Annotated in this window: 11 protein-coding genes and 1 pseudogene; 5 read left to right on the plus strand and 7 right to left on the minus strand. The window is 45.1% G+C overall.

All coding sequences use genetic code 11. The features are described from left to right. The first annotated feature begins 70 nt into the window (after nt 1-70). Together RIG66_RS01130 and RIG66_RS01135 are read left to right on the plus strand one after the other, a co-directional pair. The gene (locus tag RIG66_RS01130; RefSeq protein ID WP_446374406.1) at nt 71-841 is read left to right on the plus strand and encodes a peptidase; all 771 of its coding nucleotides are present in this window, start codon (nt 71-73) and stop codon (nt 839-841) included. 70 nt (nt 842-911) lie between these two features. Further along, nucleotides 912-1,805: a vitamin K epoxide reductase family protein gene (locus RIG66_RS01135; protein ID WP_446374408.1), complete on the plus strand. Its 894-nt coding sequence runs from the start codon at nt 912-914 to the stop codon at nt 1,803-1,805. A gap of 14 nt (nt 1,806-1,819) precedes the next feature. Here RIG66_RS01135 and RIG66_RS01140 read toward each other — a convergent pair whose 3' ends face one another. After that, nucleotides 1,820-2,455 carry a DUF928 domain-containing protein gene (locus tag RIG66_RS01140; RefSeq protein WP_446374410.1) on the minus strand — a complete coding sequence of 212 codons (636 nt, stop codon included), beginning with the start codon at nt 2,453-2,455 and terminating at the stop codon, nt 1,820-1,822. Nucleotides 2,456-2,474: 19 nt separating this feature from the next. After that, complete coding sequence (locus tag RIG66_RS01145; protein ID WP_446374412.1) at nt 2,475-4,940, minus strand: CHASE2 domain-containing protein; 2,466 nt, start codon at nt 4,938-4,940, stop codon at nt 2,475-2,477. A gap of 192 nt (nt 4,941-5,132) precedes the next feature. Between RIG66_RS01145 and RIG66_RS01150 the strand changes: the two are divergent. Continuing rightward, nucleotides 5,133-5,198 (plus strand): annotated as a pseudogene (locus RIG66_RS01150) (PEP-CTERM sorting domain-containing protein); the annotation flags it as partial. Nucleotides 5,199-5,274: 76 nt separating this feature from the next. Here the strand turns inward: RIG66_RS01150 and RIG66_RS01155 are convergent. From RIG66_RS01155 to RIG66_RS01175, 5 genes are all read right to left on the minus strand, one after another. Continuing rightward, nucleotides 5,275-5,847, minus strand: coding sequence for a Uma2 family endonuclease (locus tag RIG66_RS01155; protein ID WP_446374414.1), 573 nt, complete (start codon nt 5,845-5,847; stop codon nt 5,275-5,277). A gap of 174 nt (nt 5,848-6,021) precedes the next feature. Continuing rightward, a complete protein-coding gene (gene ndk, locus RIG66_RS01160) occupies nt 6,022-6,471 on the minus strand; it encodes a nucleoside-diphosphate kinase (protein ID WP_006100767.1) in 450 nt (149 codons plus the stop codon). A 262-nt stretch (nt 6,472-6,733) separates the two neighbouring features. Beyond that, nucleotides 6,734-7,816: a hypothetical protein gene (locus RIG66_RS01165; RefSeq protein WP_446374426.1), complete on the minus strand. Its 1,083-nt coding sequence runs from the start codon at nt 7,814-7,816 to the stop codon at nt 6,734-6,736. Nucleotides 7,817-8,019: 203 nt separating this feature from the next. Next, a complete protein-coding gene (locus RIG66_RS01170) occupies nt 8,020-9,018 on the minus strand; it encodes a hypothetical protein (protein WP_446374416.1) in 999 nt (332 codons plus the stop codon). Nucleotides 9,019-9,524: 506 nt separating this feature from the next. After that, the gene (locus RIG66_RS01175) at nt 9,525-9,704 is read right to left on the minus strand and encodes a replication restart DNA helicase PriA (RefSeq protein WP_446374418.1); all 180 of its coding nucleotides are present in this window, start codon (nt 9,702-9,704) and stop codon (nt 9,525-9,527) included. Nucleotides 9,705-9,948: 244 nt separating this feature from the next. Between RIG66_RS01175 and RIG66_RS01180 the strand changes: the two genes are divergently transcribed. Both RIG66_RS01180 and RIG66_RS01185 read left to right on the plus strand, forming a co-directional pair. Next, entirely contained in the window at nt 9,949-11,196 is a 1,248-nt protein-coding gene (locus RIG66_RS01180; protein ID WP_446374420.1) for an MFS transporter, read from the plus strand. Nucleotides 11,197-11,391: 195 nt separating this feature from the next. Further along, entirely contained in the window at nt 11,392-12,456 is a 1,065-nt protein-coding gene (locus tag RIG66_RS01185; protein WP_446374422.1) for an LOG family protein, read from the plus strand. The last annotated feature ends 206 nt before the right edge of the window (nt 12,457-12,662 follow it).

Raw genomic sequence — 12,662 nt, forward strand, 5'->3', positions numbered from 1 at the left:
TGGCGAATGCGGGTGAACCCCCGTTGTTGCATGGGGTTACCAGTCGAATTCATGAGGACGTAATTTGGCAATGACTTACTGTCTGGGTATTATTAACCGTTTTGGTATAGTCTTAGCGGCAGACTCTCGCACCAATGCCGGGGTAGACTATATTTCTACTTACAATAAGCTTTTTGATTTTTCCCTGCCAGGAGAACGAGCGATTGTTATATGTACATCGGGAAACCTTTCGATTACCCAAGGGGTGATCAATCGGTTACATCGGGATCTACAGAGTCAGGAAGAACTGAATATCCACTCCCTCCCGAATATGTATGAAGTGACTCGTTATATTGGCAGCAAACTGCGACAAATTCAAGATCAAGACCGTCCTTGGTTAGAACGCGATCGCATTGATTTTAACTGTAGTTTGTTAGTCGGGGGTCAAATTCGTGGCGAAGCACCGCAACTCTATCTGATTTACACCCAAGGTAATTTTATTCAAGCCACGCTGGAAACGCCGTTTTTGCAAATTGGCGAAACCAAGTATGGCAAACCCATTCTCGACCGAACTCTCACTTATGATATGCCCCTAGAGGCGGTTGCCAAGTGCGCTCTGCTGTCTATCGATTCAACCATGAAATCGAATATTTCAGTCGGACCTCCGATTAACTTGGTCATGTATGAAGCTGGCACATTTATGGCTCGCCAGAAACTGCAACTGCGCTTAGGTGATCCCTATCTGGCAAAGATTCGCAAATTGTGGGAAGATTCGTTACGACGGGCATTTGAATCCATGCCAAATATTGAATGGCAGCATCCAGTAGAGGATAATCAACAAGAAGATATTCTGATTGATTAAATTCCCCACATTACCCATTCCCTATTCCCCATTCCCCATTCCCTGACAAATGACGAATGACAAATGACCAATGACAAATGACAAAGGACAACTAACAAACCGATATTGGATTGGAGCGATCGCAGTTTTGGGAATGCTGGAGACAGCATTCCTCACCGTGGTTGAATGGTTGGGAAAAGCGGCGGAGATTTGTCCCACCCATGGCTGTCAGGCGGTGCTAGAAAGTCCTTATGCCCAGGTTTTTGGACTCCCTCTCCCCTTATTGGGATTTCTTGGCTATACCACTTTGTTAGGGGTTTCCCTAGCACCTTTTGTTATTAAATCCTTGCCATCCGAGTGGGTGCAATCCAGTTGGCTGGTTATGCTGGCAATTACCACCTGTATGCTGGTGAGTAGCGGCTATCTGATGTACGTGATGCTGTTTATTGTCAAGGGAGTTTGTCCCTACTGCATCGCCTCGGCGCTGTTGTCCTTAATCCTATTTCTGTGGACTACCATCGGTCATGATTGGCAAGATATTGGACAAGTCACCCTGACAGGATTGGCGGTTGGTTTGCTGACGTTCACGGGGATAGTGGGAGTCTATACTCAGGTTCCTAGCGCTAGCGCTGCGACAGGAGAATCCGCTCCACCCATTACCCATATCTCCGGTGCGGCTGAACTCACGTTGGCACGTCATTTGAACACTGTAGGGGCAAAGATGTATGGTGCATTTACTTGCCCTCATTGTCACGAACAAAAACAACTTTTTGGTCAAGCGGCATTTAATCAAATTGATTACATTGAATGCCATCCTCGTGGCAAGAATGCCCAACCCGAACGCTGTAAAGCCGCTAATATTAAAGGAGTTCCCACCTGGGAAATTAAGGGACAGTTTTATTCAGGGGTGCAACCATTAGACCGATTGGCAGATATTTCCAGTTATCAGGGTTCAGAGGCGTTTAAGTACGAGTTTCCTTATTGATCTGTTCACGGAACTTATGAACACAATTGAGTGGAAAGTTCCCCCATTATATCCCGAAGTTCAGCAGAGGGATTATCTACGCGATATACTTCTTGCAACGCATCTGACCAAAGTTGCTGTTTACTGAAATAATTGGCTCGTTCTAATGCCATTTCTTCAGTCGTTGCCCCTTTTTCCTTCAATTGTGCGGCTAAAATAATCAATCGCACCCGAATGCGATCGCGCTGTTTACCATCTAAGACGGTAAAGGGTATAAATCGTATAGGTTGGCTATCATCTGCCTGATCAAAAATGACCCAGTGGTAAGTTTGACCAGGTTCTAAGGGATCTCCTGTATAAGCCACACGATTCACGCCGTCTGTATCACTCGCTGCAATGGGTTGACGCCAAATTATCTGATCGCTATTTGCCTGACGAATACCAATTCCACCGATTTTTCCTTGCCAAACAAATACGGGGCGATTATGCCAAAGTGTGACTAAATTCTCTTGGTTTTCGGGTGTGATTAGGCAAAGTTGACCTCGCGAACCTAAGGGCGGATCTTCCTTGCGATTTAACAAATCTTGGCGAATGGTTCTCCAGGATACATCGGGATGAATCGGGGCAGTTAGCGCTAGTTTTGCCGCAGATAAAACGAGACAAGTTGTCACAAATAAACACTGTATTCCGTTAAGATTCACCCTTCAATCGTCTCCAAAAAATAGGTAGTGCGTAAATCCAAATTGTAACTGATGGTAAAAACAAGGGAACCAATAGGGCGGCGCAAATATAAACCTGTAAGCTAATGATTCCATAAATAGCGGTTGCACTGGTTAATAGTAGCAACCCTTGTCCTGTCCGAATTTGTTGGCGTTCACTGATGAGTAACACCATTCCTTTACCGAGAAATGCCGCAATACCAACCATCCATAAATCTGGTATTGGAATTACTAATCGCTGGCTTAATAATTGGTGCATGGTATAGGCATGAGATTCGCCCCCTGTATATACAGGGGGATAATTCAGGTGCGGATTTTGCGATCGCCAATAGGATAAAGCCATAGGAATGGGAAAGTTATCACTCCCTCCATCAGTTACCCCAGCTTGGTCATATCCACCCGCTGCAATCAGGACAAGTTGCTGGTTTAATTGTGCCGCTGTTGGTGCATTCTCGGTATTTTCTAGTAACTCCCAAGCGGCAATTGTTTGATAAGCATAATCCGGGGGAATGGAAAAATCAATAATTGGATATAACCAAAGTTGTTGGAAATTTCGCGATGGGTTCGTAATTGCAGGAAGACGCAACGGATGCAAAAATTTCGTGAGGGGATTGGGTGCAGGATTGTTGTCTAAATAGTGAATGAATCGGGTGCGGAAATTTGCCGATGAATCCGTCTCGGTTAATCGCTGCGGTTGGGGTAAATTCGGATTAGGGGTTTGATTGGCGGCGTGGGCGAGGGCTAATAAATAGGCAAAGGAACAACTATCGGCACAATTGGCATTAGGGGAGAGAAGTTTGGTATACCAAAGCGGCGCATTAATATAAGCCTCTAAACTCCAATTAGGGTGGGCGAGACTATCAATGATTCCTAGTTCTTCGTTCCCAGTTTTTGCCGAAGCAAAGACTAACCAGGTTTGTTTTTTGTCAATGGATTGCTGAATAGACTGCGCCAGAACATCATCTTCATCGGTGGGACTATCCAGAAGATAATCTAAGCCAATCACTTTGGCATCTAATGCAGTAAGCTGATCAATAAGACGAGCTAAATAGGTGCGGTCAATGGGATTAATGCGGCGTGCATCAATATTGGCATGGATGAGAGACTCGCGATCAATATGCACTAAGAGAACAGAGGGAGATTTCTCTGTAGGAAGCTGTTCAGTAATATTCCGATAAACCGACTGCATCCAAACCCGTCGTTCTAGTAGAAAATCTTGCACCCCAGGGCGTAAACTAAGAAACATGAGAACCAAAAGTGCGATCGCTTCGGGTTTGGTTGGTAACCAACGCTTGACCCGTTGCTTCCAACCTGTGGGTTCTAAGCGAAATGGGGGGGCGTCAGGATGGCGAAATAGGGAGGGAACTAGATAGGCGCTAGGATAGGTGAGATGCTTTTCTAATTTGAGATACTGACAAGCCGCCCGCAGAGATTCTTGCACATCATGAAACTGGGCTAACCGTTGCAGAAACTGCACCAGGAATTCTTGGGCGACTTGATTGTGAATCGGTTCTCGCATCACCGCCACCTGAGGAAAGCCCAAATCAATCAGGGAATTGGCTAAACTGAGTCCATTACAGGAGTTAAACAGGGCAAATTGTAAGCCGCGTTCCTTGGCGATTTTCAGCGGGGTGGCGATTTCACTGAAATTCAGAGACACTCCCGGCGCGATCGCAAACTCTCCTCCGGTTAATATGGTTTCATTACTATGACCTGCGAAAAATAAGATATCCCAGCCGCGTTCATCGGTAATCTGCTTGACAATTTCCGTTTTTAATGCATCCGTTTCCTGTCCCGGTTGCCAACCGACAAACACAACCTCAGCAATTCCAGAGAGCGATCGCACCGCCTCTTGATCCGCGTTAAAATTTAATCCGGTATCATCTCCCCAAATCACCAAAACCCGCGCCCGTCGCCGCCGCCTCGGTGTCACCGTTGTCCCTTGAATCGTCAGAGGTGTCCGCAGGATATGAATTTGACCCTGTACCGCAAACTCGGTGCCAATTTCCCAAGCTTCCCAGGGTAATCGGGCGAGTTCTAGGGGATTACAGGTAATAAAAATTTCGATAATCGGGGTAGTATCTTTCGTCCCCTGATCTCGAACCGCCTGAACGATACGAGAACGAAGTTCAAACAACTCCCCTCGCCGCAACCATTGATGAAACTCGTAGAGTAACTTTGCCTCAGCTTGAACCAGTTTCGCGTGCCAATCGATGGGTGGTTTCCTCAAGTTCCCCATCTGAGACACCCGCCCTCGCAGCGCTTGCTTATAGAAACTCAGATAGACTGAACTCCACTCCTGATACAGTCTGGTTAGGGTTTCTGGATAGGGTACAGTCACACCAATTTGTTGTCCTCGCCCCCAGGACAACTCAAACAGACAAGCCTGTTCGACGCGCTGCACTTTGAGATAGAACACAAAACGGTTGGGAGTCATAGTCGATGGGAATCGCCAATTGGCAACCAAGATGCCTCGTTTATTGATTCTATCTCTCAGCCTTGAGGGGGATATGCAGTTTACCTTAGTTAGTGAACAGGAACCCAGCCATCATCATTGACGCCAGTATGTGATGCATCGTCGGTCAGTGTAATGGAAGTTACGTTCAATTCTTTAAAGCTTGTGTGAACGTCAATATCTCTGGGATTTGGAGCCTTGTTCAAACGAGAGCATTCAAAAAGGCAGAAGAAAGGATAAATCCCGAATTAGCTGACGCTAGAGCGTCGGTAAGCATAATAGCGGTTTGTAGAGACGTTGCATGCAACGTCTCTACTTAAAGTCCTATAACATCCTCATACAATGCTTCGATAGGACAGTGAAAATCAACACTAGCCAAGTGAACTTCTTCCCCTTGGCTATAGGGATGGAGAACCCAAAGTCCTTCAGAATTACGCCGAAAATACTCTACACTCATCCGTTCTTGATTAATTAGTACGTAGTCTTCTAGAGTGTCTATAGTTCTGTAGTCGGCAAATTTATCCCCTCTATCAAAGGCGGCGGTTTTAGGAGATAGGACTTCAACGACTAAACAAGGATAGCGAATAAAGTCTTCGTCAGAGGAAGAATTATCCCGTTCATCACAAGTTACCGTGACATCGGGATAATAATAAATACTAGCCGCTTCAATCTGGACTTTCATATCTGCCATGTAAGGGATACAACCTCTCCCCCGCAGATGGCTTCTTAGCCGGGTGGCTAAGTTAAGAGCAATGATACCATGGGCTTTACTAGCACCTGCCATGGCATAAACTTCCCCACGAATATATTCATGCTTGATTGGGGACACTCTCTCTCCTTCTAAATAGTCTTCTGGAGAGATATAGGCGTAATTTGGACTCACTGTCATTTGAGAAAGACTCCCTTTTTTATTATCACTTAGGATTTACGCAATTTGAGGATTTAAACTATATAGGTAGGGTGGGCAATGCCCACCCTACATGAGACTATGCGTCAATCCTATTACTGTTATTGTTGAAGTACACTCTATCGTACCCCGACAAACAATAAACGGATCAAATCCTTACTCGTAAATCCAAGGATTGATGGTTGGTTGCCAGCTTACCAGTTCCTCATCCTTAAACCAAAGCTTAATTTCCTCTTTAGCCGTGTCTGACCCATCGGAACCATGAATCAGGTTGCGACCAACGGTAACGCCAAAATCACCCCGAATCGTTCCCGGTTCAGCGCTGAGGGGATTGGTTGCACCAATGATTTTCCGGGCGGAGGCGATAATCCCCTCCCCTTCCCAAACCATTGCCACAACCGGACCAGAGGTGATGAATTCGATGAGTCCAGCAAAAAATCCCTTGTCTTTGTGAACTGCATAATGTTGTTCAGCCAGTTCCCGGCTAACACTCATCAGCTTGAGTCCCACCAGGGTAAAGCCTTTTGTTTCCAGCCGTTGGATAATTTCACCCACCAGATTACGCTGGACGCCATCTGGCTTAATCATCAGAAATGTCCGCTCCAAGTTTCTCTCCTCAACATTTTTTACAAATTACCAAACCCAGATTAGACCATATTCGTGTCTATCGCCCAATTAGACTAAATCTGGGTCAACTACCCCCTTTATGGTAGGGACAAGGCAACAGGCAACAGGCAACAGGCAACAGGCAACAGGAATCAAGGTATAAAGGGGGTTACAAAAGCGGATTTGGTATCATGTTTCAGCAAGGCGAGAGACGTTCCATGGAACGTCTCTACAAATTCCAGATGTGCTGTTACCCGTTTGTTTACTTGTTCTTGGTTTGTCCTTTAGCCTGTTCTAAGGCGATTTCTTTCAGCGCCTGATAAGAATTGGAATTTGAGGTTCCTTCAATTGCCTTAACTGCTAAATCCTGCACCTGTTTCAGCGCCGCATCCAGTTGTTTGGAGAGATTTTCAATGCGGGCTTCTTGATTTTCAATGGTTTCTTGCAGCGATTCAATCCGTAGGTCATAGAACCGCTTTTGTCCGTCGATTTCTAACTGTTGTAAATCAGCCTTAACTTTAACTTGATTATTCGCGATCGCCTTTCCTTGTTCTTTGGCTTTCTTCACCGCCGCTTCCTTCTCTTGGTCAAAGGCGTCTACCTTAGATTTTAACTCATCAAACGTCTTTTCCTGTTGTGCGATCGCCTTTTCTCGTTCCTCCCATTGCTGTTGTTGCGCTTGATTGGCTTCTTCCAATTCCTTGTACAGCGTTTTCTGCTGCTGTTCGTAAGTATCCTGATCTAAATTACGACGTAATTCCAAATCATACTTGTACTCTTGCTCGTCCCGTTGACGACTTCTTTGATAGTCTTCGTTCCGTTCCTTAATTGCCTGTTGATGTTCAGCTTGCTCTTTTTGCCAAGCTTGACGCAAGTCCTGAATTTCTTGTTCTAATGCCTCTCGCTGTTGACTGAGTTCGGCTTCAAAGGCTTTGGAGTTTTCTTCGTAAGTTTCAATTAACTCATCCAGCGTATCTTCTTCAATGTCGTCTAAATCATATAAAGCTTCAAGCTGTTGGGTTTCTTCGGCAACCGCTTGGCGCAATTCTTGTAAACTTGCGGCTTCAGTTGTGAGTTTTTCCGATAACTCACTCACCGCTCCCCCAAATCCAACTTGCAACTCAACCAGACAATCCATTGTTGCTGTCATTTTATCGGAAGCGGTAGACAGCTTTTTACTCACGATTCCAGCGTGCTGACCATTTTGGGATGCGCCGTTATTTTTGACCTCTTTCTGAAGTTGTTTTAGTTTACTTTCTAACTCTTTCCGCTCTTTCCATAATTCTTCATAAGATTCGAGAATTTCAGCTTTGGTGTTTTTGCTATTGGGTTTGCTTGCCATAATTCTTACCTGGGTTATTTTGAGTTGTGATGAATGATAAGTTAAGGGTTGGGTTAGGGCGGGTTTAGTTACGTTATCGGTTTTCTCCAAAACGTTATCGGTAAAACCCGCTGCTACAAACCTGCTTACCCTAGAGGGGCGGGTTTAGTTAAGTTATCGGTTTTGTGCAAAACGTTATCAGTAAAACCCGCCCCTACATAATTGGTTTAGGCTTTAGTTTTTTGTTCATTATTATTTGTCGAACTATCAAACGCTCTCATCGCCAACGCTTGAGACTGCTTGAGGCTATCCTGCAACTGAGCATAGAGTTGATTAATTTGTTCAGTCTGCTTTTGAATGGTTTCTTCCAGGGACTGAACTTTGAACTCATAACTTTGCTTATTGGCTTCCCATTCTTTATCCAGTAACTCCGCTTTGACTTTGGCGTCTTGGTGAACGTCTTTAATCGCCTCTTCTCTGGCTTTCTTCACCGATTCGTCTAAGTCTTTGGGGAAGTTATCAACTTTTTGCTGATAGTCTTTAAATAGAGGCTGACGCTCTTGCAGAATCTTTTCCCGTTCCGACCAATGTTTTTCTTTTTCTTGGTTGGCTTCGCGCAGTTCTCGTTCTTGGTTACGTTTTAAGGTTTCGTATTCATCAGCCTCAATTTTGCGCTGACGTTCTAGTTGGTAAGTATAGTCAGATTCTTGCTGTTGTCGCTCTTTGGCTAATGATTCAGCTTCTTCCTGAACCTTCTGCTCAAATTCCGCCTGTTCTTTTAACCACGATTTGTGCTTATCGGCTTTATCTTTCTCAATTGACTGACGCTGTTCTGTGGTGGTTTGCTCAAGACGTTTCAGGTTTTCTTGGTGTTCTTGGGTGAGAATATGCAAAGCATCAGCGACGACGCGAATTTGTTGCAAGTATTGTAATTGCTGCGTTTCTACCTGAATAGCTAACTTGAGTTGATCCCCTTTTGCTGATTCGCTGGTTAATTTTTCCGAGAGTTGATTAATAATTGTGCCAAAGTCTAATTGTAAATCTGCGAGTCCTTTGACAATACTATCAACGGTGTAGGTTGAGGCGACGTCTAGAACCTGTTGATTTTTCTGTTTCTCAGCTTCTTCTTCCTTTGTGGCGATTTTGGAGTCAATGGTTTTGCGTTGGTTCAGGATTTGCTCAAAGGCTTTAAAAATTTGGTCTTTGCTGTCTTTTGTTGCAACCACAATTAGTCTCCTTATTCTCAATAACTTACATTAATCCGCGATCGCATGTTCCCTAGGTTAGCCTTTAGGGTTTGGGTATGGGTGTGATCTGGGTGTCTAGGGCTGTTCACTGGACTCGCGATCGCCTAGTTCGCATTTAGTACATTTGTACTATGAACAGTATATTCAGATTCTTCTACGACTGTCAAGTCCAGCAAGCAGCACTCAGACAGCGTAAATTAGAGATATATTGAGAATTTGCCTTTAGCAGATACAGCAGATTTGGTGGTTGATGAGGTACAGCCTTAAGCAAGATCCCCGACTTCGTAGGAGTTGTCGGGGATCTGTCTGTGTACCTCACAGCTTATACAGGACATGTTGTGTCCCTACTCTGAATCTATGGATAAGCTGTTCGGCATTTAAACCTTAATGTCAATAATGGCGAAAGCCTTGTAGTGCGAGCATCTTGCTCGCTACTAATACCCAATTTAAATGCATGACAGCTTATGTTCTAACTTAATAACGTTCTAACGATGAGAATAAAGTCCTGGTGCATAAGCTTCTAACACTTTACCCGTGCGGAAGCAGTTGATCATCAAGTAATCACACGCTGGACATTGAGTATTAGAGATATTCGTTTTAAAACAGTATTCTCGTTGAGCTTTACTGCCACAATTCGGACAATGGATTTCTTGTTTTATCTGCATTTTGTAAGGGGTTTTATGACAAAAAATGATTAAACGTAACCACTTAAATTAAATTTCCATGATTAAATTATGCCAAAGATTTAAACCAATTTTTGCTTTCTTAATATTTGCTTAATCTTCACTGAATCTTTACATTTGGTGATTGGATTCTACCGTTGCCGATGCAGACAGACCCATCTATCGGGCGAGGGAGGTTGTTTCGTCAAATGTTAAGAATAGTAAATAGAACCAGGATGGACTCAAGATGAAAATCTTCATAACCATGGAAGCGCAACAACGCAGGAACCTACTCGCTCTATTCGCGGCGGGTCTTCTGTTTTGGTCAAGTTTAGCTTCGATGCTACCAGCATTACCCCCTTACATTGAAGACATGGGGGGAACAACCCAGCAAGTCGGGATGGTGATGGGCGGCTTTGCGATCGGGTTGTTAATGTTTCGACAACGGTTGGGACATTTAGCCGATCAACATAGCCGTAAACTGGTGATCCTGATTGGTACGATTGTGATGGCGATCGCACCCTTAGGGTATTTGTTTGCGGATTCGATTGCCTGGTTAATGGCAATCCGGGTCTTTCACGGGATTGGTTTAGCGGCATTTACGACAGGTTATATCGCCTTGGTGACCGATTTGTCACCCGTAGGTCAGCGAGGAGAGTTGATTGGCTATATGAGTCTGGTGACGCCCTTGGGTATGGGATTAGGTCCAGCCTTGGGGGGATTGCTGGAGGCTCAAGCGGGTTACACCGCGTTTTTTCTATTTTCTGGGGGACTGGGTTTATTAGCGTTTGTTTGTGCTAGCCAGGTGCGGGAACCTGAGCGAATCCAGGGAGCAAAATCGAAAACAGCTAAACTGACATTCAAAGGATTCTGGCAGCTATTGGTGAGTCCCCGGTTGCGGATTCCGGCTGTGGTGTTGCTTTTGGCTGGGTTGGCGTTTGGTGGGGTGAGTACATTTGCGGCGTTGTATATCCGAGCCACAAATGTCGATTTAAATCCGGGCTGGTTTTTCACGGCGGTGGCGATAGGGAGTTTCGGGATGCGTTTAATCGCGGGGCGGGCATCTGATCGGTACGGACGAGGCGTGTTTATTACCGGGAGTCTGATTGGCTATGGAATCGCCTTAACCCTGTTTTCTCAAGCGCAAACTCCACAAGCCTTTTTGGTGATTGGTTTAATTCAAGGATCAGGGGCGGGGATTTTATTACCCTTGATGATCGCCTTAATTTCCGATCGCTCCGGTGCCCATGAACGTGGGCGCGTGTTCTCGGCTTGTATTGCAGGGTTTGATTTAGGGATTGCGATCGCAGGTCCGGTTTGGGGTACGATGGCTGAACCTCTGGGCTATCCCAGCATTTTTCTGGGCGCAGCGGGTTTGATTGTCTTAGCTGTGATTATTTTCACGACTCAATCGAGCAAAACCTTATCTCATTCCCTCAGATTTGCTGTAGGGCGGGAGCGAGATATTTATGTTTATCGAGAGGTCGAGTCTTAGTGTTCCGGGTGCAGGAGAATGTAGAGACTTAGCATGCTACGTCTGGAAGCCGGGGAAGATGGGGAAGCTGGGGAAGAGGATCACCAATGAACCATGAACAATCAACAAAGGACAAATGACGAAGGACGAATGACCAATGACAAATGACCAATAACAAATCATTGATAAAATAGAGAGCCGTTAGAGAAAGTAGCAATGACTCCATCTCCTTCATACTCTGATCCACAGTTACTTAAGAGCGATTTAGCGGCACTTATTGAGCGACTGCCAAATCTGACTGATGAAAAATGGATTCAACGTGCTTTAGGCGTACTGGTTCGGCTGACTCAGGAGGAGATTGATCGCCTAGATTGGAAAATCCTCACGGCGACGTTAGAGGATATGGAATCTGCCTTTCAAGTATTCTATCCCTATCGTCACGTTCGCAAGGTCACGATTTTTGGTTCAGCCCGGATTGACTCCCAGACACCAGAATATAAAATCGCTGCTGAGTTTGCCCGCTATTTGACCCAGCACGGTTTTATGGTGATGACAGGCGCTGGCGGTGGCATTATGGAGGCAGGACATTTAGGTGCTGGCGCGGAAAATTCCTTTGGTTTGAATATTCAGCTTCCCTTTGAGGAAACGAATCCGTTTATTCAGGGAGATCCAAAACTGATTCGGTTTAAATATTTCTTTACCCGCAAACTATTCTTCCTTAAAGAAAGTGACGCGATCGCACTTTTTCCTGGTGGCTTTGGTACACAGGATGAAGCGTTTGAATGTTTAACCCTCTGTCAAACCGGGCGGCTTGAACCGGTGCCATTAGTCTTGATTGATCGCCCTGGTGGTACATACTGGCACGATTGGGATGCCTATCTTCGCAAGCATTTAATTCAACGAGGGTTAATCAGCCCGGAAGATACTAGCCTTTATACGGTGACGGATAATCTGGATGTGGCTTATGAGGCAATTCATCAGTTCTACAGTGTCTATCACTCTAGTCGTTATGTCGGCGATCGGTTCGTGATGCGGCTTAAATCAGAATTATCTGATGCTGAGGTTGAACAGCTTAATGCTGAGTTTAGTGATATTGTCGTCAAAGGTCAGATTGACAAGAGCAACGCTTTACCGGAAGAACTTCCGGATGAAACAGCGGATTTGCCCCGCTTAATTTTTTACTTTAACCGCAAAGATTCTGGACGTCTCTATCAATTGATTGCTCGGATTAGTCAAATGGCGGCTGCATCCCCAGAAACAACCCATCCTGAACGTAAATAGGTAAGTAGGTGGGGACAATAAACGTTAAAGGCGGAGGTCGTCATTTGTCATTTATAATTGTGTTAATTCTTTTTTCTCCCATTATCTGTTTCAAGAAGAAAGGAAGCGGAGGTGTTGGGGGTGCAGGGGAGATGGGGGAGATGGGCTCACAAGGGTAGGTTTTTTAAGATGGGGGTTTAGGCAAGACAAGGAAGACAGGTAGACCA

The organism is Coleofasciculus sp. E2-BRE-01, assembly GCF_040221695.1.
Lineage (GTDB): Bacteria > Cyanobacteriota > Cyanobacteriia > Cyanobacteriales > Coleofasciculaceae > Coleofasciculus.

What these genes read in the sequence shown, in the direction of transcription:
- RIG66_RS01130 (WP_446374406.1), top strand. Translation starts at nt 71, where the DNA reads ATGACTTACTGTCTGGGTATTATTAACCGTTTTGGTATAGTCTTAGCG.
- RIG66_RS01135 (WP_446374408.1), top strand. Translation starts at nt 912, where the DNA reads ATGACAAATGACAAAGGACAACTAACAAACCGATATTGGATTGGAGCG.
- RIG66_RS01145 (WP_446374412.1), bottom strand. Translation starts at nt 4,940, where the DNA reads ATGACTCCCAACCGTTTTGTGTTCTATCTCAAAGTGCAGCGCGTCGAA.
- RIG66_RS01155 (WP_446374414.1), bottom strand. Translation starts at nt 5,847, where the DNA reads ATGACAGTGAGTCCAAATTACGCCTATATCTCTCCAGAAGACTATTTA.
- RIG66_RS01175 (WP_446374418.1), bottom strand. Translation starts at nt 9,704, where the DNA reads ATGCAGATAAAACAAGAAATCCATTGTCCGAATTGTGGCAGTAAAGCT.
- RIG66_RS01180 (WP_446374420.1), top strand. Translation starts at nt 9,949, where the DNA reads ATGAAAATCTTCATAACCATGGAAGCGCAACAACGCAGGAACCTACTC.
- RIG66_RS01185 (WP_446374422.1), top strand. Translation starts at nt 11,392, where the DNA reads ATGACTCCATCTCCTTCATACTCTGATCCACAGTTACTTAAGAGCGAT.